This is a genomic window from Streptomyces sp. NBC_01390, from assembly GCF_045040105.1.
Classification (GTDB): domain Bacteria; phylum Actinomycetota; class Actinomycetes; order Streptomycetales; family Streptomycetaceae; genus Streptomyces.
Map to the genome: position 1 here is coordinate 5509494 of NZ_CP109551.1, position 23442 is coordinate 5532935.

At 65.5% G+C, this 23442-nt stretch carries 9 protein-coding genes; 2 read left to right on the top strand and 7 right to left on the bottom strand.

The window, feature by feature from the left end; translation table 11 throughout:
- Nucleotides 1-72 precede the first annotated feature (72 nt).
- From OG241_RS24840 to OG241_RS24850, 3 genes are read right to left on the bottom strand one after another with little or no spacing between them, the layout of a single operon-like run.
- A complete protein-coding gene (locus OG241_RS24840; RefSeq protein ID WP_405818002.1) occupies nt 73-402 on the bottom strand; it encodes an RNaseH domain-containing protein in 330 nt (109 codons plus the stop codon).
- On the bottom strand, nt 399-821 hold the full coding sequence (locus OG241_RS24845) for a hypothetical protein (protein WP_405818004.1): 423 nt from the start codon (nt 819-821) through the stop codon (nt 399-401). Before OG241_RS24845 ends, OG241_RS24840 begins: the two co-directional genes overlap by 4 nt.
- Nucleotides 822-3248: an AAA family ATPase gene (locus OG241_RS24850; protein ID WP_405818006.1), complete on the bottom strand. Its 2427-nt coding sequence runs from the start codon at nt 3246-3248 to the stop codon at nt 822-824.
- A 297-nt stretch (nt 3249-3545) separates the two neighbouring features.
- On the opposite strand from OG241_RS24850, the gene OG241_RS24855 reads away from it, so the two are divergent.
- Complete coding sequence (locus OG241_RS24855; RefSeq protein WP_405818007.1) at nt 3546-4484, top strand: DUF5655 domain-containing protein; 939 nt, start codon at nt 3546-3548, stop codon at nt 4482-4484.
- Nucleotides 4485-4753: 269 nt separating this feature from the next.
- Nucleotides 4754-5815: a hypothetical protein gene (locus tag OG241_RS24860; RefSeq protein WP_405818009.1), complete on the top strand. Its 1062-nt coding sequence runs from the start codon at nt 4754-4756 to the stop codon at nt 5813-5815.
- Nucleotides 5816-5847: 32 nt separating this feature from the next.
- On the opposite strand, the gene OG241_RS24865 is transcribed toward OG241_RS24860, so the two are convergent.
- The 4 genes from OG241_RS24865 to OG241_RS24880 are packed head-to-tail and all read right to left on the bottom strand — an operon-like array spanning nt 5848 to nt 23430.
- Nucleotides 5848-8154, bottom strand: coding sequence for a UvrD-helicase domain-containing protein (locus OG241_RS24865; protein WP_405818011.1), 2307 nt, complete (start codon nt 8152-8154; stop codon nt 5848-5850).
- Nucleotides 8151-14894 carry a DEAD/DEAH box helicase gene (locus OG241_RS24870; RefSeq protein ID WP_405818013.1) on the bottom strand — a complete coding sequence of 2248 codons (6744 nt, stop codon included), beginning with the start codon at nt 14892-14894 and terminating at the stop codon, nt 8151-8153. Before OG241_RS24870 ends, OG241_RS24865 begins: the two co-directional genes overlap by 4 nt.
- The gene (locus tag OG241_RS24875; RefSeq protein WP_405818015.1) at nt 14891-20377 is read right to left on the bottom strand and encodes a hypothetical protein; all 5487 of its coding nucleotides are present in this window, start codon (nt 20375-20377) and stop codon (nt 14891-14893) included. The genes OG241_RS24870 and OG241_RS24875 overlap by 4 nt, the downstream gene beginning before the upstream one ends.
- Nucleotides 20374-23430: an SNF2-related protein gene (locus tag OG241_RS24880; RefSeq protein ID WP_405818017.1), complete on the bottom strand. Its 3057-nt coding sequence runs from the start codon at nt 23428-23430 to the stop codon at nt 20374-20376. Before OG241_RS24880 ends, OG241_RS24875 begins: the two co-directional genes overlap by 4 nt.
- Nucleotides 23431-23442 lie beyond the last annotated feature (12 nt).

The window sequence follows — 23442 nt, forward strand, 5'->3', positions numbered from 1 at the left end:
TGCTCGGCATCCGCTTCCTGGCGTCGGAGATCGGCGGCTTCGGCGTGGAAGCCCCAGGGCCAGCGGGCCAGGTCATGCCGGAAGCGCATCAGAGGCCCCGCTCTTATGAGGAGCGGCGCCTCCACAGACCGCTGTTCCCCGGCCTCTACTGCTCGGATGCCTGGCCGTCAGAACCTGGCTCGGCGGCGGCCGGTACTGCGGGTGGTCGAGGTCCATCTGCCTGGCGGCGTGCAAGGGCACGGGGAAGCGGGCCCGGTCGGACCAGAAGAGGGTCTGGTGGCAGAGTTTTGCGGTGGCCACGGCAAGCGCTTCCGCCGAGACACCCTCGGCGCAGGCCAGCGGGTAGATCTCGGTCGCGGTCATGGAGTACCAGTTCTGGGGCATCTCGCCCTTGCGGTTCACCTCGACGCAACCTGGCCGCTCACCTCGCCAGCCGGAGCAGGAATAGCGATGGCCGCTTCCTCGTCTACCTCGCGCCCCTCAGCGTACTGGTCGAGAAGACTCTCCAAACGGGATACGACTAATTCCCACTCATCAAGCACGACAGAAGAGGCATTCAAAAGACCTGAGCGACCATGCAAAATGTCTGATGACTTCTTGTAAATATGACGAGACAGCCTGATGACGCCAAGGACTTCTCCGTACCTATCCTGCCCCACAAGGCCGAGCACAAAGGCTAGCTGAGCGTCCGCTCCGTTTGAGATAGTCGGAGTTCGATCCGGCTTGCACACCAGCTTATAGGCATCGAAAGAAACCCTCTCGATTCGCAGCCTCAACTCCAGAACCTTGATTCTGCGCAACGAGAGGTCGGCCACATCCATTCAGAAATCCCACTCCCCCAGCGTCGAACACGCATCAAGGCCCGCCCTGATCTCCCATTTCAGATCTGCTTTCGCTTCCTCATTCCCATGCACAGCACCGTTCCACTTGTCAACGTGATGCCCGCATGCCTGCCTGGCCTTATCCACAGGGTGAGGAAGATCGGGACCCAAAGAGATAATCTGCTTAGCCGCATCGAGTCGCTTGACGGTCTTCATTGCTTCATCCAGAAGACCCAGCGACCTAGCCACATTCTCTCCCGCCCAGAGCGAATACCGGACAACGCACTGCCTCAGCGCGTCATCCAATGCCTGCCGCAGCAATCCTCGAATGATCTGCACCTCGCTAAGGTATCCAGTAGAAGACACCTTGGGCGAGAACTGCCATACCGACTCGGCATCTTTGATGAGGACTCGCCAAAGTTCGTCGGTCTTCTCGACGGAGATCTCCCCCCGGATCCCATCACGACTCACGGCCCACGCATCACGTACCTGACTCCGTGCCAAAAGGTGCTCTTTCAAGCGTTCATCGTGAGTTAGAACGATGACACGCCTGACCTTAGCCAGGTCGGAAATCACGGCCGCAAGCCTGTCGACTCTAATTTCATCGAACGAATGGACTGGATCATCGAGGATCAGGAAATTGAACGGCCCAGCACCAGCTGTTGCAAAGAGCGGGGCGAGCAGGAAGGCATTCCTCTGTCCTGCACTCAGCATGGCAAGTTCCAGCTTGTTTCCGTCGGCTCCCTGTACTGAAATCTCAGCCCGTTTCCGCTTAAGGCTTACCGACTCTAGGACGATGCCGGCATCCTTCAGGAGTCGCTCCACCTGCACGCCGGCCTTACCTTCGAAACGAACAGTACGCCCGGTACGCAGGCGGTCCTCAAGTTCACCGATACACTTGCGCGTCGCCTCCCAGAGGGGAGCGGACTCGGCTTCCTCGTGCTCCTGCTCCCAGGACGCGATGTACAGTTCTAGCGTCGCCCTACGGCCCCGTCGCCACTGAGCTGAAATATCACTCAGCTCGATTGCCTTACTCAAAATCCCCTTCCAGGCTTCCCCCGACAGTGCCTCACGAATGCTTAGGAATTCTTTTACAACAGGGGCGACAGGCTGCTCACCATACCCCTCGAACGCTGCCAGCAGAGCCGCGTAATCAGATCGAAAACTCTTGAGCAGAGCTTCGTCGAACTCCTCTAGTCCTGAGACGATATCGAGAACGGTCGGGATGACCTCAATGGCTCCCCGAAGTGTCTTCAGCGAGGCGTTTGCCGCATTCCTTCTTGGGGCAGTCTCGACAACATTTGCGAGGTTGTCAGCCAAGCGCTGCACCCAATCGGATACCTCACTGTCACATACCGGGCAGATATGTCCGATGTTGGCAACCTGCTCGACCTCCGAATGGAGAGAAGCCAGATGAACTGCCAAACGATGGTGGACCGTAGGCACGTCCCCCAACACCAGCTCCAGAGCACGATCAACATCACGCAGCGAAGTTGTCAGTCTTTCGATTCCAGCCGCCGTAACTTCAGGTAGCGTTGCTCCGACTTCGGTGAGGCCATTCTCAGTCAACCAGACCCGCACATCACGCATATCTTCATTCCAGGCAACATCCGGAAGATGATGCTGTGGTTCGAGGCCCAGGAAGTGGGCGTCTACCTTGGCTACCCTCTCTTTAGCGCTTTTGAGTGCGGCTGCGAGACGTTTACGACTAGCGGATGCGGAGGAACTGATCTCCTCAACACGACGTTCCAGGTGATCGAAGCAGCCACCGAGCGCGAGCAGGTTTTCGATATACCTCTGCAGATCTTCGTGCTGCTGTACACGCCTCTCTACATCGGCATACGAAAATACCGGCGGGTGAGATTCCACGGCATAACGCCATGGAGTTTCCGAAATCTCGAATCTCTCAGTCGCCCCGCTCGGAAGCTCACGGAGAGAATCGAAGTTGCCAACCTGGCCATCCTTGCCGATTTGAGCTGTGAGCCGAAGAGACTCGTCGCCTCGCGTCAACCTGACTTCAACCGTTGCTACTTCCGCATCGCGAGCACAGTTCACTTTCTCCCACAACGGACTCTTCCCGCTTTTCGCGGTCGCTGGAGTAACTGCCGCCCACCAGTCGGATCGCCCTGAGAGCGCCGTGCGAATTCCATCCGAGATACTCGACTTGCCGGATCCGTTGGGCCCGTGAACGATGGTCACACCCGGCGTCGGGTCAAACTGAAAGGAAAATGGAACGGTGGCGCCCTGAAACCCCTCGATCTTCAGCGAAACTAGGTCCCACGAAAGACCGCTCGCAGGATCCCATGCATCGGTTCTCCCTGTTCCTCTGATTCCCTCGATCAGAGTGATTAGGTTTCCCCAAGCCTTCCTCTTCTGAGGGCTGTTCGCACGAGCCAGTACGATCTTGCTCTCCTCAGCAAGGTCCAAGTACGTAAGAAGACTCAGTTCGCTGGGGCTGGCCGAGGATCGGGCGCCATCGCCATCAGAGGCCGAACTGGTAGCCATGTGACGATGAGGATCCACCGATGCTCCCTGTGCAGAACGCTCCTTGTGATTCGTGATGCTACCCAGGTAACTACGGCTGGTGCATGAGGTTTTGCCCGATCCACGTGACCTGCGCGAAATCGCCCTGCGTACGGAGCTGGGGCACTCATCCTTCCGGCCGGAATAGTGCGGTACCGCTATCGATTGACCTCCTGTAGTGATCGCAGGAGGGGGACGCTGGTGACCGACCTGAAGCTGTTCCAGCTGGATGCCGATGGCCGGGACATCGAGCTGCGGGGTTCGACGGTAGCGCTGGAGGTGGAGCTTCAGCGTCGGATCGAGGCGGGGATGGAGGCGATGCTCGGCATCCGCTTCCTGGCGTCCGAGTACCCGACAGGGCCCTGGCACCGCGGCCGGATCGACACGCTCGGGCTCGACGAGAACAACACGCCCGTCGTGATCGAATACAAAAAAGGCGCCGATAGCGGGGTCATGTCGCAGGCCGTCTCTTACCTGTCGTGGCTGTGCTCCGCACGGCACGAGTTCGAGGCCCTGGTCAAGGAGAAGCTGGGTGCCGAGGCCGCCGAGGCGATCGACTGGCGGAACCCGCGGATGGTCTGTATCGCGGCCAGCTTCTCGCACCACGACCGGGTCGCGGTGCACCGTCTGCACGAGCGGATCGACCTGGTGCGCTATCGCGTCTTCGACGGCGGGCTGCTGAGCCTGTTGCTGATCGAGTCCGCCCCTGGGTCTGCGAGCCCGGCTCCGGCTCGGCGGCAAAGCCGGGAGCGGGAGGTGGCGGCTGGTCCCGCCGGCGGTGACGGGAAGCCGTCGGTCCAGGCGACCTTGAACGCGGCTCCCGCTTGCCTACGGGACCTGTATGGCGAGCTGGACGAGGCCCTCACCGCGTGGGGCGAGGTGGAGGTGGCGCCGCTGCTGCACTACATCGCCTACCGGCGGATGGTGAACCTCGCCTCGGTGATCTTCCGCCCGAAGCACAAGGCGATCCTGGTCTATCTCAAGGTCGACCCGGACACGGTCGAGCTGGATGAGGGCTTCTCCCGCGACATGCGCGGCATCGGTCACCTCGGGACGGGCGACCTGGAGGTGCGGATCGCCTCTGCTGCCGACCTTGAGAAGGCGGGGCCTCTGATCCGTCGGGCGTTCGAGGCAGCCTGACGCAAGCGGACGGCGGCTGGAGCATCGGTGTCTCGATGCACCAGCCACCCTTCGGCGTCTGCGGTCCGTCGACCCCGGCCGGGTCGCCCTCATGCTCATGCCTCCGGCCCGGCCAGTACGAAGTCATCCTGGGTCAACTCCGCTCGAAGCCTTCGCTCAACCGGTGCATTCCAGTACCGCCCCCATAACGTGACCGTCTCCTCCAGCCGCACGGATGAGATGATCACGTTTGCCTGTGCGTGATCGGCTCAGAGGGAGGGAGCACAAGGGTGCTCAAGGACTCGTCGTTGCGGGGCTACTTACTGGAAGAGTCGCTGGCCTGGCTGCTGCGCTTCAGCGGCTACCGCCTTCTCGTCCACGAAGATCAGGATCCGGTCGAGTTGGTGACGGAGGGCCAGACTCTCCGGGTTCGAGGGCGGGGCGCGTTCCACCAGGTCGACGTTCTCGGGGAGTTCGCCTTCACCCCGGCGTTCTCCATGCCGGTGCGGCTGTTTCTGGAAGCTAAGTACTACCAGACACGCTGCGAGTTGGAGGTCGTCCGGAACGCCCACGGTGTCGTGCACGACGTGAACGAGAACTTCATGACAGGCGCCGGGACGCGGCCCCGGCAGCGGTACAAGTACTCATACGCGTTGTTCTCGGCGAGCGGGTTCACCCCTGATGCCCAAAAGTACGCGCTCGCCCACCAGATCTCTCTCGTGGACCTGTCGGGTGCCTCCTTCGCCTGGCTGCTTGGCCACATCGGTGCTACGGCGACGAGTCTGTGCGCGGCACAGCAGCATCTGCCGAAGTCGGCCCCCTTTCCGCTGAACTGGATGCGTGCGGAGCTGCGGAAGGCGCTGGCGACGTCCCCTCTGGACCTGCTGCCGTCGGTCTCCATCCCCGAAGGGAAGTTCAAGCAGGCGGCCGGCACCGTGGTTGAGGAGTTCGCCACTGTGCTGCGGCAGCACAGCGACGCGGAGCTGCTGCTCGGTTTCCCTGCCGCGCCATTCATCCTGCCGCTCGCCGCCAATGATCACCGAGGGTTCCTGGAGTACGCGGAGGCGAAGCCCGACCATACGGTGCGGATCAAGCGACGGGGCATGGGGGCCGCGGCGGAGTGGACGTTGTCACCCGCGGACGCGGTCGGCGCCTATGAGTTGGCCTTCAAGCTCCCGGAGCACATCGAGGAGTGGATCAGCGGCATCGGAGAGAAGGAGCGCCGGCGCACCGCGGAGGTCAAGGAGCAGTTCCTGTCGGCGATCACGCTCTACCGCATGAACGGCACCGGCGTACGTGCCTACCAGCTGCGCTATGAGGCGAGTTCCCTGTCCCGGGCCGGAGCCCCGTAGGCAATTCCGGCCCGGGAGTGCCGTACGGCGCGTCAGATCGGCAGGTACGGACTGGGTTTGTCGTGCCAGCTGATGTTCAGGGCGTCGCGGGCTCGGGTCGTGGCGACGAACAGCAGGGAGCGGGCCTTGCGCTGCTCGCGTTCATAGCGGGGCGGGTCTTCGGTGCGATAGCGCTCGATGACGCTGCTGCGCGGGATGATGCCGTCGCTGGCGCCGACGATGGCAAGCCGTTGGTATTCGAGTCCCTTGAAGCGGTGCATGGTGCCGACGTGGACTTCGCCGTCGCCCTTGGGGCCGTCCTTGGTGAGTTCGGCGCAGGTGATGCCCGCCTTGGTGGCCAGGTAATACATGGTCTGGCTGACCATGTCGCGGTCGGCCACGCACACGGCGATGCGGCCGCTGGGGTCGAGGGAGGCGCCCTTGTCGTCAGTGGACAGTTCTTCGCGCCACGTGCTCAGGGTGGTGGCGAGTCCGGCGAGTTCGTCGTCCCAGGTGTCGTACCGGTTGAAGTCGGGCTTGGGACCGTGGAGGACGGAACGGTATCCGGCGAGCGTGTCGGTTCCGTCGTCGAGGTCGTCGTAAGTGACCTTCTCGTTCTTGCTCTTGGGGTCGACGACGCGGAGGGCCTCGGCGAGGATCTCCTTCGTGGTGCGGTAGCTGAGGGTCAGCCGTGAGGCTCGGCCTCGGATGTGGATGCCGAGGGCGCCGAGAGCGACCTGGTGGTCGTAGATGCGCTGGTGGGTGTCGCCCGCGACGAACATGTCGTTGGGCTGTTCGGGGTCGGCCATGGCCCGCAGCATCTTCCAGTGTGCGGGACGCAGGTCCTGGGCCTCGTCGACGACGATGTGCCGGTAGCGGTAGCCGATGTAGCGCATGCCGGAGCTGTCGTCGCGGTGGATGAGGTCCTTGCCGCCGATCTCTTCCTTGTACTCGCGGCGTTTCCTGATCTTCGCGGCGCGCTCGATCTCGAAGCGGGCGGCGCGCTCGGCGGCCTGGCCCCAGGTTTCGACGCCGAGCTTGTCGAGGCGGGCGGTGAACTGCTCGATGAGCTTCCAGATGTGGTTGCGCTCGGGGCGGGTCAGCGCGCGGCCTCGGCCGGCGCGGCGTGCCTTGAAGTAGTCGGAGCGGGTGGGGACCGACTGGCCGAGGATGACCTGTTCCCACTCCTCCAGGAGGAACTCCGGCTCGAAGCGTCGGTCGTCGAGTTCGGCCAGGAGCTGGCGCATCTCGTTCAGGGCCACATGATCGTAGACCCGCTGCTTGCCGCGTCCAGGGGCGGTGTTCTCGCCTAGGACGCGCGCGGCGAGCTGGTCGATGTGGGCGATGTCGACGCGGGCAAGGAGGTCGGGTTCGATGAGGGAGGCGAGCCGCAGCCGCAGATCAGTGGTGAGGTTCTTGGTGAACGTGGTCAGCAGGATCGGCTTGTTGTGGCCGGGGGGCAGCTGTTCGGCGAGGTGCTTGACGCGGTGCAGGGCAACGATGGTCTTGCCGGTGCCGGGGCCGCCGGATACGCGGGCGGGACCCTTGTAGTGGCGGTGGACGATGCGTTCCTGCGTGGGGTGGAGGAAGACCTTCCACGCACGGAAGTCGCCCTCTTCAATGACGACGCGAACGGCGTCGTCGACCGTGGTGACCTTGGTGCGGGAGAGGGCGGTGGCGAAGTCGTCGGGATCGGGGCGCTGGTCGAGTTCGACCGGTCCGGTGATCTCCTTGCGAACGTCGTCGATGCCCATTCCGGCGGCGAGGCCGTACAGGATGTCCTTCGACAGCAGCGGGGCACCCTCAACGAGCTGGTCGAGTTCGGCGCTGATGGTCACCGTGAGCGCCAGCTCGATCAGCTGCTCGGCCACGCCGAGTTCGCGCAGTTGCTCGGCGTCGTACGCGGCCAGCAGCGGTGGCGCCGCCGACTCGGGCTCCGGCTCGGGAGCGGGCTTGGGTCCCTGCGCCTCCGGCTCGGACGGGGTGAGGGTGATGCCAGCCCGGCGGAGGGCGCTGTCGCCGACGACGGCGAGGTCGACGAACTCGATCTCGCCGGTGACGCGGTTGACGGCGACCTGAAGCTCTTCGTAGACGTCCTTGCGGTGACGGACGGCGATGACCAGCCAGCTCTCGGTGCCGTCCGCGTCGACTCCGGTCTGCGTGAGCAGGGCCCGGTAGTCCTGGGAGACACGGGCCGAGTGGATACGGGAGTCGCCCTTGAGTTTCTTCTTCCTCAGTCCCGGCAGGTCGGGCTTGTTCCGGAAGCTGTGGCAGAAGTCGTAGAACTGGGCCTTGACCGAGCGGTCGAGCTTGTACAGCTCCTGTTCGGCTTTGCGGTACAGGCTGAGCCGGGCCGTCATCGGGGAGTGCCTTCTTCCGTGTCGGGGAGCTGGTCGAGCAGTTCGTCGAGGTGGGCGAGCCATTCGGCGGCGGTGCGTGCTGTCCAGCCGTCCTCGACGTACGCGGCGTCGCGTCGCTGTGCCTCGTCGTCGTCCTCGCCCTGGTGGGCGGAGACTACGGCGATCTTGATGCCGTTGGTGTGCCAGGCGAAGTCGGCCGGCCAGCGGCTGCTACTGCCCAGTTCGTAGCCGAAGACAGGTGCCTTCTTGCCTCGATCGGCGAGAATCCCGGCGAGGCGGAGCAGGTCGGGCCACTCGTCGGCGTCTTCGCGCAGGATCTCCAGGATGTCCTCGTCCCAGACGGCGTCGCGGAGCGCCTGGGCAACGGCGGCTTCGACGGCCGAGTCGTGCCTGGGGTCCGGGTCGACGGGCTTGACCGCGGTCACGGGCGCCTCGGACACGACGGGTGCGGGGGCGCCGATCAGTGAGTCGAGTTCGCCGAGCCCGCCGCAGACCGCGAGGACCTCGATCTCGAAGTCCGCGGCCTTGCTGGTGGCAAGTTGGACGCCGTCACCGCCGGCCAGGGACAGGAACTGGGTGAGGTTGGTCCAGTACAGCCAGGACCGCCAGCGCTCCTTGTGCTCGTCCGTGTCCAGCACGGCTTCGGAGTCGTCGAGCACGGCGAGGGCTGTCCACTTCAGGGCCTCGGGGTCGGCAGCGTCCAGGGCGAACACGATCGGCAGCCCGGTCTCGTCCTGCGTGCGGAAGACGTGGACGGGGCCGATGCCGGCGGCATCCGCTACGACCGGCTTGTCGTGGCGCTCGGTGGCGGAGAAGGTGGCCAGTTGGCCGCGCAGGGCTGCCACCAGTTCGCTGCGGCGCCCGGTCGCGGTGACCGGGGCCGTGCCTGGCTGGGCCGTCAGTCCGGTGACCAGGGCGCGGGCCCGGCGGGCCCAGCGGTCGGCATCCGGATCGCGCAGGTAGGCGATCAGGGTATCGATGGGGTTGGCGAAGACGGCGGAGGCGAAGTGTGCGCGCTGCCCGCCGTACTGCTCGTAGGCGGTCTTGGCCTGTTCCTGAGCCGTGCCCCGGTACGGCGGCCACACGGGCTGTGTACGGGTGGGGCGCTTCTCGAAAAGATCGATGTCCGCCCAGGTGATCTGGAAGACGGTCTCTCCTTCGGCGCGCAGGAGAGTGCGCTTCGCCGCGTCGGTAGCGATCTGGTTGTGCTCGCGGCTCGCGTGGAAGCGGAAGCCTTCGAGGTAGACCTTGACGCTCTGGGCGGGTCCGTCGATGCGGGTGAAGGTGAAGTCGGTGACGGTGCCTCGGAGTTGCTGCTGCGCGGTCAGTCGCCAGTGCATGACGCCGGGGCCGTCGGTGAAGCGCAGATGCCCGCTCGCGTGGCCATCCTCGTCGAGGGAGGCGTCGTCGGTGACCTTTACCCAGTCGCGCAGGGCCGCCAGGAAGCGCGCCTCCAGGTCGGATTCGACCTGGGCGTCCAGGCCGACCAGTCCGGTGTGGTCGACCTCGCTCCATTCCCAGCCGTCCGAGCCGTCCTGCTTGAACAGCAGAGACTCCAGCATCGTCAGCGCGGCCTGGCGCGAGACGATGTCCTGGAACGGCTCCGGGGTGTAGCGGTGAAGGCAGCGGTGGCAAGCCCGGCGCTGTTCCTCGGCGCACGGGCACTCCTTGAGCATCTCGTATGCCTTGGCCAGGGTGTCGCGGAACGCGATCGGATCGGTGAGCCGGTCCAGGTAGCCGGTACCACCGGGCAGCGAGTCGAAGAGTACGAGGAACCAGCGGCGCTCTCCGCTCTCGTTGTCCGGCATGGAGGCGACGGTGGTGGCAAGGTGCTGCGGGTCGCCGCCGAAGTGCAGGTCCACTCCGAGGCGAAGTGCGGCCCTGAAGGAGTGCACCTTGGAATCGACGTCGGCGGTGGCGGCGGGGATGAGGACCCGCAGAGCTTCGGTCTCCAACTTGTGGGCGAGCAGGACCGGTTCCTGCCGGACGCCGTCCTTCTTTCCGCGCCGCAGCGGACACCAGGGACGGTGGTGCTTGAGTGCTCCGCTGCGGGCAGCGAGGGAGTCGAGCGCGTCGGTGTCGTGGTCGAAGACCGGCTGCCCGTCCGCGGTGGCCGCGCCGCAGGCCGTGCACACGTGGAACGGGTTCAGGCGCACCCGGTGGCCGGCGAAGTCGTCGCGGTTCGGGGCGTCGTAGCGGACCGGTCCGACGTTGATCCGGCGGATCATCGCCTTGCGGCAGTAGTCGACGCCGAACGTCTGGCTCTCGTGCCGCCAGGAGCCCGGCTCGATGGCCTCCACCGGGATGTCGACCGCGTCCACGACCGTGTAGAAGCGGCGGTCCCGGTCATCCTTGTCGTCGCGGATCTGGGCGTCTTCCCGCTTGTCCCGCGAGGTCACGGTCGCCGGTTCGACGATCTGGAACAGGCAGGAGCCGTCGTCCGCGATATGGCTGGTCTTGCAGCGCGGGCACGGTGACCGGTCCTCGGCGGCGTCCTCGGTACGCACGTATCCACAGCCCGGGCATACACGCCAGGTACGCCACTCCTGCCGACCGCCGGTGGCGATCTCCAGACCGGTGATCTGATGCTTGTGGCCGTTGACGTAGAAGGTGTTGCCCGGGGCCATCTCCTCCAGTGCGATACGCCGCGGCCTCTCGTAGGAGTCGGTGGTGGAGGTGTACCTCACCTGCCCCGTCTTGGCGTCCACCCCGTCCTCGCCGTACAGCGTCGCCGACAGGATGGTCGTGGAGTCGATCAGCGCGTAGTTGGGCAACAGCCCCAGGTCACACAGGGCGGTCTGGGCCGATGTCTCGCCCAGGTTCATCAGGCGGCGGCCGACTCCGCGCCGTTCGGCGTCCAGTTCGGCCTTCTGCCGCGCCTGGTCCGGATCGGAGTCGTGCAGGTCCTCGTGGGCCTCGTCGATCTCACGCAGCCGGGCCCGCAGCGCCTGCTGGCCGCGGAACCACTCCCGCTCGGCCTCCTCGACCTTGCCGCGCAGATCGTGGGTGGCGTACGCGCGCAGATCAGCCTTGGCCTGGTCGTTGACACCGGAGGGGAACAGCTCCAGGAATCCCTCCGCCAGTTCCTCGCCCTGCGCAATGGCCAGCTCCACCAGGTCGACCAGGTAGCCCGACGGCCCGAACAGACGGGGCGCCTTGTGCGGCAGCGCCCGCAGCACGATGCCATCAGCACGCACCAGACGTCCGGCGGCCGCAAGGTCCAGCAGGTGCGCCAGGTACTGGCGGCGCAGGATCTCGATAGCCGACAGATGACAGCCCGGCGGCACGATCGTGCCCGCGATCAGATCCTTGGGCCGCTCCAGGAAATACAGGTCGCGGCGCCGCCGGTCGGGGATGGTCAGCAAGAACGCATTGCCCGTACGGCGTCCCGCTCGCCCGACCTGCTGGGCATAGCTGGCAGGGCGACGCGGCAGCGCGGCCAACACGACCGCCGACAGGTCACCGATGTCGATGCCCATCTCCAGCGTCGGGGTGCACGACAGGACGTTGGGGTCCTTGAAACCCTCCCGGCGCTTGAATGCCTTCTCCACGTTCTCCCGCTCGGGACGGGAGAGCATCCCGGTGTGCTCGGCGGTGACCACCTGATAGGTGCCCGCACCGCGGTACAGACGCCGGTAGTAGTCGTCGGTGTAGTCGCGGTCACGGTGGTGCACGCCCAGGCCCTCGGGCCGGTCGCCGGCCACCAGGCGGCCATTGCGGCAGCGGTAGGAAGGGCATGGCTGCTCGTGCCACTGGTCGAGCAGGGACGGGTGGACCGTCTGCTCCCAGAAACACACCGGGCAGCGCACGTAGGCGTGACGCACCTGCTCGTCGTCCAGCAGCTGCGCCTCAATGTTGCCCGGCTTCAGCCCGTACACCCGTACCGAGGTGTCAGTCGGAGTACGGACCGAGAGCAGGCCGAGCGAGGCCAGCTCTGGCAGCAGTCGACTCCAGAAGTCAGGCGCCATTTCGCGCGGGAGACCGAGGCAGCGGCCTGCCCACCGCTCGTACCAGGACAACCGCCCAGTCGCGAAGTCGAACTCGCTGCCGTTCTTGGGCTGGCTGAGCAGGAACACTGGGGCCGCGACGCGTTTAGGGAAAGCCCGCATGCCAGGCGCCCGCTTGCCCCAGATGAAGTACCGGCTGGTACCCGCCTCGTCCACGTACTTGCTCAACCACCTATGCGCCACTGCACCCCGTGTGCGCAGCCGTTCCAAGAAGATCCGTACGAACGCCAGATAGCGTGCATCGTCCTGAGCGATCAGCGGGACACCGTCGCGCACACACTCCTCGTGGATCCGTTTGACGAGGGCTACGACGGCCGCCGCATCGTCGATACGAACCTGCGCAGCAGCGGTCCTGGTCAGTTCCAGGGTGCGGCCGTTGCGCGAGCGGAAACCGAACTCCATCAGTGCCTCGAACGCGAGGCGCTGCCCGATCAGACGCCACGTCGGCAGGTTCCCGCCACGCCCCTCGCCGGACAGCAGCCGATCAACACCCTTGTAGCCGTGCAGATCCGGCGGCACCACCGCAGCCAGCGTGTCCTTGTCCGTGGTGGCCTCAACCACGCCCGCGATCAGGTCGTTGAGTGGCGTCGGCTGGTCGTGCCTTAGATGCTTGGCCAGCAGGGCACGCAGCGAGAAGGTGTACGAACGGTTCGCGACGAACCCGGCCCGGTGCGCTGCATCCTGCACCGAGTCGTTGAACATCAGCGTCTTGTCCTCGTGCAGCTTCTTGTCGAGCTCCCCGCCTGTGAACAGCTGCGTGATCGACGCCGCGGCCATCGCGGCCGACCCGGTGCCCAGGTAGCGGATGGCGTTGCGCTCGCCGCACGCCGCGCACCAGTCTTCCCTGGCCGCGGTGTTCGCCACCGTGCCGCCGAAGTTGACCAGCACGAACGCCGAGTCGCGGGCGGTCAGCCGCGGCTCCTTAGTGTCCTTGTCGTAGTCGTTGAGCGGATCCGGCAGCCGCAGCCGCTTGCGCGCGCCGTCCAGCACCATCAGCAAGCCGCCCGAGCCCTGCGATGCCGCGCTCGTACCCCTGCCGCCGGCCGTCATTGGCGCCACTCCGGAGCCCTCGCGCGCCTCCCGTTCGGTCGCCGCGATCAGGTTCCGTACCCTGGCTTTATCCTGGCCGAGGGAGGCGCGACGGATCTTGAAGGTGTCGAACTGGACGTCGTGGTCATCGCTCTCCGGCGAGAACACCGCCCAGCCCGACCGCCCGCAGTCCCGGCAGTAGATGGCCGGCAGGAAGAGGTTGGCGCTCTGCCCCGATGTCGCCGTCGTCACCGGCGCCGTACGACCTCCGTCCGTGGCGCTCGCGTCCGCCATCCCCGCTGCATCCCATCGGAACTCCGCCTTCGGCCACGGCAATACGCCGCGCAGCAGCCGGGACACGGACCGGGCCCACTGGTGCACCTCTACGTGCACGAACGGACGCGGCTCCCCTGGAGGCGACTTGGAGTCCCGTGCGTACGACAGCAGCGCCACGAACCGGGCGAGCGCCTCAGCCGCCTTCTCCGGCTGCCGGGCCACCGCTTCCGCCCAACCCGCCGCGCCGGCACGCCACATGACGTCCAGTACTTCGGGGCTGGTCTTCACTTCACCGTCCAGCGCCTGCATCACCGCCCGGGTGAACAGATGCCGTTTCAGGTTCTCGCCTAGCAGGAACGGATCTGGATCGCGGACCGTGGTCACCGCTTTGATGAGGTCGAGCATTGCCTCCTCACCGGAAGCGGGATCGGGCAGAGCCAGCAGTTCGTCAGGGGTGGGCAGCCCCTGCATCTTCACGTCCGTCAGCGGGATGAACTCCTCCACCGACAGCCGGTTCTCCCCGACGATGGACTCCGTCGTGAACTCCGTACCGAAGACGTCGCTCGCCACCTCCAGCAGGCTCGTCACCCCGTCTTCGTCCGTTCCCGATGCGAGCGTCGCCGAGGTGGCCACCGGGCAGATACGCCCCAACGGGCGCCCCTTCTCGGACATGCCGACCGCGGACGCGAGCCGTCGCAGGAGCATCGCCACATCGGTGCCCTGCGCACCGTCGTACGTGTGGAACTCGTCCACCACCACGTACCGGATGTCCGCCTCCCGCCACAGCGGGGCATCGTCCTCGCGCTGCAGCAGCAGGTCCAGCATCTTGTAGTTGGTGATCAAGATGTCCGGCGGTGACAGCTGCATGTCGGAACGCCGCGTACGCACCTTCTCGTACTGGGTCGCCGCCCGGTCCCCGATGTACAGCCCCGCCCAGAGCCTGCCGAGCGCCTCGTCGTTCTGCGTGAGCAGGTCGTTGATGCGCTGCGCCTGGTCGGTCGCGAGGGCGTTCATCGGGTAGAGGAACACCGCCTTGACACCGGTCTTCCCCGCCTCTCGCTCCCGGCGGCAGTGGTCAAGCACCGGGTAGAGGAACGATTCCGTCTTACCCGATCCCGTGCCCGTGGTGACGAGGGTCGGCTGCGGCGTGTGCCCGTTCGCCGACGTCAGCCGCTCGAACGCGACCGCCTGGTGCGCGTACGGCGTGAACCCCTCGCGCTGCCACTCCAGGTGGTTGCGCCACCCTTCGCCGGCCGCCGTGAACGGAGTGCGGATCCGCAGGTACGGCCCGCGGAACATCCCCGTCGTCTCGTCTCCCAGGAACCGGTGCAGCGCCTCCCGCGCGCCCTCGTCCGTCAACGCATACGTCGTCGACAGATACTGCAGCAGGCTCTCCTTGAGCCCCCGCGCCTCCAGCGTTGGCCTCACGGCTTCGGCACCTCCTGCTTGACCGGGTCCCACTCGCCGTTGGCGATCGCCTCGTCGAGCCGCTTCTGGAAGACGGCGTGCGCCTCGCGCATCTCCTTCTCTCGGTTCGCCTTGTAGAAGGGAGCGGCATACCCCTCGGGGGGAGGAACATCTCCTGAGGCATTCAGGTGAGCTTGGAATTGTTCGTAGTGCTCTTTTGTCTGCCCATGTCCATACGTATACCGATCGCCCGCGATCTTGCGTTCATTAGCGTCGAACCAAGTAACGGTGTCGAAGCTCTTCATAATGGAGAGTCGTGCGTTGTACATCGTGGCCAAGGCGTCCGCAGTCACACCGATCCATACGGCAACCAGCGCATCAATTTCGACAAGTGCAGCCCGCCGGGACCGTTCGGTTCGCATTGGCGTGCGGGATGTCCACTCAGGCCCAACGTCATCCAGCCGCTGCATGGCTGGCCAGGGGTACGCCCATGGCTCCTTGCCTGACCAGGAGGGATCGTAAACTTCCGCCCACAAGGAGGTGTATGCATCGGTCAAGCAGTTCAGTCGCAGCGCGCGCAGCAATAGAGCGGATGCCAGAGGGTGCCCTGGGACGGGGGCGGGGAGGTTGCGCGCAGCCGAAACATCCAGATGCCCTACGCCGGTGGTGCGCAGCAGGTAGTCGAGCGGCATCGAAGCCCAGAAACCGGCCCAGAGAGCAGTTAGTCGATTGTCTGCCAGGGCGGCGCTGCGAACGGCGTGAATGTGTGTCGGGCCGGGAGGTACAAGCGCGGCGCACAAGACCTGCTCCCTGTTGGGTGAGATCATCTCTCGCCAGGAAACCCGGAAGAAGTCGGTGTAAGGACGGCGGGCCTCTGCCGCCAGATGTTCTCTAATCTCATGTGCACCTACCTGAACGCCAGGAATATTCTGCTTAGCTGCGATTGATTGGCGCACCAGCGCAACTCGCTCGTTATCCTTGAGTAGGGCATCCAGCAGCTGGTGGTCGATCCATTGGTCCTGGGCCTTCCGGTACGGCACTTCTTCACAGACACGCCTGTACACGGTTCCCGGAACATAGTCATCTGGCATCGATGCGAGGTCAACCGGAACCATTTCCTCAGCGCGCCCCACAGGGGTCTTGAATAGTGGATTGGCAACCCCAATCTGCGGCCCTTTAAGGATCACCTCGCTCCACACTGGAGGAGCGAACCTCGTTCCATCGTCATCGACACGAACATGGTCGATAAGACCGGACTTCCTTGCACCGCTCTCATCAAAGCCACGCGTGATTCGAGGGTTGAGCGAATCAAGATGCCGCGGGTATGTGGCCAGCGCCTCGATAGCCTGTAGCTCGGCAGTACTCACCGGAGAGAGCAAACGGGTGGCAACGGGGTCATCGGAATCTCCAGTGAGGCGCTGCCATTGGGCGAGAATTTCAGCAGTCACATGGACGACGCGCTTACGATGAGGACGCTCATCCCATGTACCGCCGAACTTCACACTCGGATCCGGCGCCGTGCCGTCGTCGACGCTTGACAGCCTCAGGGCATCTGCAGAGAAAAGCCATGAGAGGTGATCAAAACCAATCTCGCCAAGGCTCCCATAGATATGCACACCGAAGGTCCAAGCTCTGCTCACAGGAGCTGGAAAGAATCGATTTCCAGCGTTAAAGAAACCTCCGTGAACACGCAGCCTCTCATATGCCGCAACCCGAAGTTTCGCATCCTTCTTTCCGCTGAAGTGACTGTCGGGATGGAGGAGCCCAACGACACCAGCATCAGATGCGTGCGCCCAGGTGCAACACATGAAGGCACGATAGAGGTCAGGCTGACTACCAGTAATAAGCGGGTAGGTCTGCGAGGCCGATAGATAGTCAGCCATGGTAGCCGTTGTGGTTAGTTCTCCAAGTACGTAGTTGAGTGCCTCGGGACTAGCCAACTGAGCGCTTCGTCGACGGTCCTTCTCCGCTACAGAAGGTTTCTCCTCGAGCATGAACCACGGTTCGTATTCGGCGAGAACCACGCTCTCTCGCCACTCAGGCCGCACCCACGGTGGGTTACCCACCTGCAGATCGAAGCCGCCACTTCGCGCGAAGATGAGAGCGAACTCCAACTCCCAGTGCAGGAAGCCCTGTTCTTCCGCGATGTCGCGCACCGTCCGAAGCCACGGGAACCGATCCTCAGGGTTATCGATGTCCATTCCCATGAAGCCGGGAAGGGTCTCTTCGAATCCCTTCAATTCATCGAGGCTCTTGAAACTGTCGATGAGGGTGCCTTCGGGCACGTCGGCCGTGCCCAGCATGGCTTCCAGGAACTCCAGCCAGTCGTCGAGATCCTTAAGCGGGACGATAGGTCGCCGTTCCGACGCCTTCGGCTTGGCCGGTCCCTTCTTCACCCCTTTCGATCCGACCTGTCGCACTTCCACGACCACGTCGTCGTCCGCGGACAGTTCGAGGTCCTCGAAGGAGGTCTGCTCAGGCCCCAGTGCGAACAGAGCCGTCGCCTCGACGAACCGCGGGGCGGGCGTCGGCGCGGCAACGGCCGCCAGCTCGGTAGCAGCCTCGCTCTCAGGCTGCTCCCCGGTCAGCGGCACCCCGCCGAGCACCTCGCTGAGGCCATCCGCGTCGCTGACCACGGTCCGGGCCGCGTACTCGCCGTCACTCCCGTCCAACAACCCGGTCTTGTCGACCGGCCAGAACCACAGGGCGCACCAGGCGTCCATGACCTTCTTCAGTCGCCAGTATGGAGTGTCGATGGCATTGAAGAGGTCCTCCAGGACCTTTTCCTTCGGCACCGCCTGATCGGGGTGCTGGAGGAAGGCGTATTCGGGATCCGCCGGATAGGCCTGCCACAGGTCGATCCGGCGCGCGATTTCCTGCTCGGAGAGTTCCATGCGCTTGACGACGGCCGCCCACAGGAATTCGACCCGCCGTGCGGCGTCCCGCAGCTTCGTGAACTGCGAGGGTGCTTCCGGCTTCGGCTGCTTAGTCTTGGGGTTGAGTTTGGGGCTGCCATCCGCGTTGAGGTGTGCCGTGCTGCGCTTGGGGCGCTGGAGGATCCCCTTCTTCCAGGCGGCAAGTTGCTCGACACCTTCCTTGGCGAGTTCCTTGGCTTCCTTCGAGCCCGTGACCGCGGCCCAGCCCGGGCTCGGCAACAGGAACTGGTGCACCGCGTCGTTGGGCAGCAGTTGCGGCTCGCCGTCCTTGAGGAACGGCAGCGGTGTCGGTGCCAGGGCGCCCTTCGCCTTCAGCCAGGCCTTGTCCTTGCCCGTCACGTCGTCGCCCGCATACACCGCGCGGCGCCCGCCGATGAGCGAGTTGCCCCGGCGCAGATGCAGGCCGAACCACGGAGCACGCATGCCGGGGTGCATGGTGTTGAGCCATAGGGACACCTCGGCCAGCTCAACACCCGTCGCGTTGAGGTCGACTCCGTAGGCGTTGTGCAGGGCGATGTACGCCTTGACCTTCTGCTTCTCGGTGATCGCGTGGGCCGCGGGGATGGTGATGCCGAGCTCGTCCTGGCGGCGGCGCAGGTATTCGTCGGCGACCTGGTTGATGGCCTCGTTGAGGAACGCGCCCGAACCGAGCGCCGGCTCGCAGATCTTGTACTTCAGCAGCTCCGACGCCCGCGTCTTCTTGACGCCCCCGTCTTCGTCCCGCTCCTGGTCGAGGCGATGCTTGAGGGTGAGCTCGACGGTGACCTTGGTCAGCGACTCAGGGGTGTAGTACGAGGCCGAGGTCTCCCGGTCGCGGCCGGCGAGCCGGTAGACGAACGAGCCCTTCTCGTACTTCTTGGCGCCGCGCAGGCCCTTGCGGGCATCGTCCTCGCCGTACTGGACGAGGGTCTCGTCGGGGTACTGGTCCTGCTTGTGCGAGGGGACGAGCCAGGAACCCTGCTCCGGGTCACCGCCTCGGGCCACCTCGCACAGCTCATCCTTGGCGATGATGCCGGTGTAGGACATCAAACCCTCGTAGACAGCACCGAGTTGGTTGATGCCGAGGTTGCGGTAGGAGATGAAGCCGCCGCGTTCGCCGCGCCTGCCCTTCTTCATGGTGAGCAACCGCAGGACCTCGTGCAGGGCCTCGTTACGCAGACACAGGTCGAGCCATCGGGGGTCGTTGTCCTCGTCGCTGCGCGGGTCCAAGACGCCGGTGCCGATGAGGCGAATGGCTGTCGGCTCGAAGAGTTCGCTGCGCAGGGCCTCGAAGCGCAGGCCGCGGTCTTCGCTGCGGCGGGCCTCCTTGGCCTTGCGGGTCTCCTCGTCGTCGCCGGGCTGGTCGTCGTCGGGCTCGGTGCCGTACGCGCGGTGGCCGAAGTTGACCTTGTTGAAGAGGACATCGAGGGACTGGAAGAGGTGGAAGCCGTTCTTGGCCTCCTCCTCGACGAGTTCCTCGTCGCGCTCGACGAGTTCACGCAGGCGGGCCATGGAGTAGCCGGCCTCGTACGACCCGTCGTCGGCGGGGAGGATGCCGAGTTCGGGGCGGGCCTCCGCGTACAGCAAGAACAGGACGCGGTAGAGGTAGCGCAGCGCTTCGCGGGTGAGCTCGCGCGCGAAGGGGATCTTGGGGCTTTCGATGTCGGCCGGGGTGACGTCGTTCTTCGGGTCGGCCATCCGGTACAGGACTTCGTTGGCGATGATCTCGACCGAGCGCTGCAGGCCGTAGCGCAGTTCGCCGGAGACGCCGGCCGCGTTGTCACCGGAGGACTTAAGCAGAGCGTCGATCGCGCGGCTGGTGTTGTTCTCGCCGGGGCGAAGCATGTCCAGGCTGAACAGGGCAGCGATGGTGGCGAGTTCGCCCTGCTGGGCGCGGTCGTTGCGTTCCAGGGCGGCGTCGAGGTTCACCGCGAGGTAGCGGCCCTCGCTCCAGGCCTGGCGGTCGGCGAGCAGGATGACGCCGCCGCACAGCAGCAGGACGAAGCGGGGGTGCGGGCCGCCTACTTCGCCGAGCTCGCTCTGGAAGAGCCATGAGGCCAGGGCCGCACCCGTCTCGTACGACTCGCTCGCGCTGACCCGCACGGACGACAGGAGCCGCCCGGCACGGTCGGGGTTGAGGGCGTCGTCGTTGGCAGCGGTCCAGCCGCAGTCGAGGGCGATGATGCCGTGGCCGTGATAGGCAACGGGCAGGGTGTGGTCGCGGCCGGCACGGTGCACTGTGAGCTCGGCCGGGGATGTGTCGTAGCCGAGGGCCCGCAGGACCATCTGGTGCCACTCTGCGAGGCGCTTGGTCCACTCGGGGTTGTTGTGCGTGTTGAGGCGGGCTTCGTCGTCGGCGTCGGCCTGGGTGGTCTTGGCGAAGTAGCCTCGCAGTTCGTCGGCGAGGTAGGGGGTGCGCAGAGTGCGCAGCAGCTCGCGCGGGGTCTTGCGCGGGTCGTTCTCGTCGCCCTCGCGCTGCGCCCAGGTGGCGAACAGGCCCTTCTTGAGGTCGGTGCCGAGCTGGTCGGCGAAGTAGTGCGCGGAGAGATACTCGCCACGGTTGGCGAAGGAGTCGAAGTCAGTGCTCATCGTTCGTTGCCTCCTTCAGCGGCGGTCTGTGGTTCGAGGACGGCCAGCAGGCGCAGCATCGGTTCGCCCGCCGTCTCCAGGGACTTGACCAGCTTCAGCTGACGCTTGGCCGTACGGTCGAGCTCCGCTTCTTTCGGGCGCGCACTGGCGAAGAGGGCGTCCTGCCGCCAGTCGGTGACCTTCTTGCGATAGGGAGCAAGGGTCTCTTCGATCTGCTCGCGGTACGCGCCTTCAAGGAGGGCCAGTTGTCGCTGTGCGGCATCGATGGCATCGGGCACGAGCGCACTGAGGCCCGGCAGGTCGCGGGGCGTGGCGCGGCCGGGCATGTTCGGGCCCACGCCGTAGCTCTCCAGTACGTCGGCGGTCAGCGCTGTGACATGCGGGCTGTCGGGAAGGCCGGAGACGGCCATCCACTCGACGATGGTGGGCTTGCCCAACGCATTGGAGTAGATGCCCTGGACCAGGAAGGTCGGGCTGTCCACGGTGGCGGCGAGCACCGGGGCCTTGTGACGCCCGATCTCGACGAGCACCTTGTCCGTGAGCCAGTCCAGGACCGGGTGGACGTCGGTGACGTACGAGACGTTCGGCCACTGGGACGCGGTAGTCTCCCTCGCCGCCTTCAGGCGTGCGCCGGCGAGGTCCTTGGAAAAGGTGATGCGCATACGTCCCGGCTCGGTCTTGCGCGGCAGGATCTGCTGTTCGTCCAGGTACGACTTGGGCAGTGCCTTGAGCCGGTACAGCAGGTCCCGTGGTGGCTCGAAGGCGATGGTGCCGTCGTCGTCGCGCCGCAACGACAGCATGTCCTCGGGGTTGGGACGGGAGATCTGCCGCAGTGCCTCGTCGAAGTAGTCGGCGGTGGACCGGAAGAGCTTCGGTACGACGGCGCGGGCCACTTCGGGGTGTTCGTGGACTGCGCCCACCTGGCCGAGCAGCCCGGTGAGGAAGGCGGCTCCGCCCTGCTGGGACTGCTTGATGGACTCCTCGACGGTGCGGCCGGCGATCAGGTCCTGGGTGAGGCGGTTCTCTTCTTCCTTGGCCCGGTACAGGCCGGTCACAGCCTCAGCTGAACCTTCGATCTTGTGGGCCTCCTCCTCACGCCTGAGGAGCTTCTCACCCACCAGCCGGTCATCCAGGGTCCGCGGCTGTCCGGTCGTCTCGTCCGTGCGCCACTGGATGTCACTGGTGAGGATCAGCGCGCGGAACTCAGGCCGGTGTTCCTGCCCGTACCGGTCGATACGGCCGTTGCGCTGCTCGATGCGGATCAGGGACCACGGCAGGTCGTAGTGGATCAGCAGATGGCACTGCTGATGCAGGTTGACGCCCTCGGAAGCGACGTCGCCGGTGAACAGGATGCGCACCGGGTCGTCGCGCAGCCCGAACTTCTCGACGATGTCCTGCTGTTCCTGGTCCGTGCTGGCCTCGCCGTGCATGACCTGTATGGCTCCGCCGTATCCCAGCCAGGGCTTCTTCTCGTCCGGGCTGGTGGTGTGCCGGAAGCCGAGTGCGGCCGGGACGGTCTCCGCCAGCCACTTCAGGGTGGGGATGCTCTCGGAGAACACGACCACTCGGGTGTCCGAGCCTGGGCCGACGCCCAGCTTCCGCAGCTCGTCCAGCAGGGCTGCCCGCTTCGCCGAGTCCTGGTCCTCGATCTGCTCGGCGAGGTGTTGCAGGTCGGTCAGGGCTGCCCGCTCGACCTTGCGTGCCGCTTCGCGTACCGCCGGGTCCTCCGGCCGCTTCCGCGTCTTCGAACCGTTGTCGGGCTTGTCGGGCGGCGGGTTGTCGAGGTTTCCGATGCGGGTCTTGATGGTCGCCAACAGCGCCTTGTGCGAGGAGAGGAACGACTTCAGCAACCGGTAGGGGACGAGCTGATGCCGGCTCGCCGACGGAGTCGCCGGGTCGGCCGGGATCCAGCGGGTGGCCAGTTCCTTGAGGACCGCGCGTTCCTTCTCGGTGGCCGGAGCGTGGAGGGGCAGGGACGGGCCGCGGTCCGCCCAGGTCCCTTTGAGTGACTCGCGGACTTCGGCCGAGGTCTTGGTGCGGCGGATGTAGAGGTGCGCGAGGTCCTTCACCTCGTACTGGGACGGATTGGCGATCGCGGCCTCGTCCAGCATCCTGACAAGCTCGGCAAAGGAGGTGGCGTCGCCGTTGTGCGGGGTGGCCGAGGCCAGCACCAGCGCGTCGGTCTTGCGTGCCAGTAGACGGGCGAGCGCGTTGTTCTTCGTGCCGCGGTTGACAAGGTTGTGGGACTCGTCGATGACGACGGCGTCCCAGTCTGTGTTGTCCAGGTGGTGGGCGTACACGTCGCTCTTCAGGGTGTCCACGGAGATGATCGCGCGCTTGAAGTACGCGAACGGGTTCCGCCCCGCGGGGATGTCCTGCTGCACCCGCTGAATGCCGGTCGAGTCCAGCCGCACCAGCGGGATCGCGAACCGGGTCCACAGCTCGCGCTGGAACTGCTCCAGCACGTGCTGCGGCGTCACCACCAGAATCCGCTCGCCGCGCCCCCGCCGGATCAGCTCCGCCAGCAGCACCCCGATCTCCAGGGTCTTACCGAGACCCACCACGTCCGCGATCAGGATCCGCGGCTGCGGGTTCTTCATCGACAGCGCCAGCTCCGCCGGGCGCAGCTGGTGTACCTGCTGATCCATGAGGAAGTTGTCCGCCAGCGCCAGGCCGTGCTCGGTCTGCGGCAGGAACGTCTTCCGCATGATCGCCTCAAGGAACAGACGGGACCTGCGGTGGTTCGGAGAGTCGTCGGCCACCAGCTCGGTCTCGCGCGGGTCCAGCTCCTGAACGACATCCAGCCGGTCGTAGAAGGTGGCGTCGACCCCGCGGACGAACGACGAGATGCCGGTGACCTCAACCATCCATCCGTCACGGTCGGTGTCCCTGCAGTTGCGCACCAGCCACAGCTCGTCCCGGATCAGGACCTGTGCGCCCGCTGCGTATCCGCCAGTGTCAGTCGGCCGCTTCGCTGACGAGGCTTCGTCTGGCTCCCGGGCGTCCCTCGCTGTATCGCTCTGCCCGCCCACGGCTTCCGCCTCGACGCTCACGTCCGCTCCGAT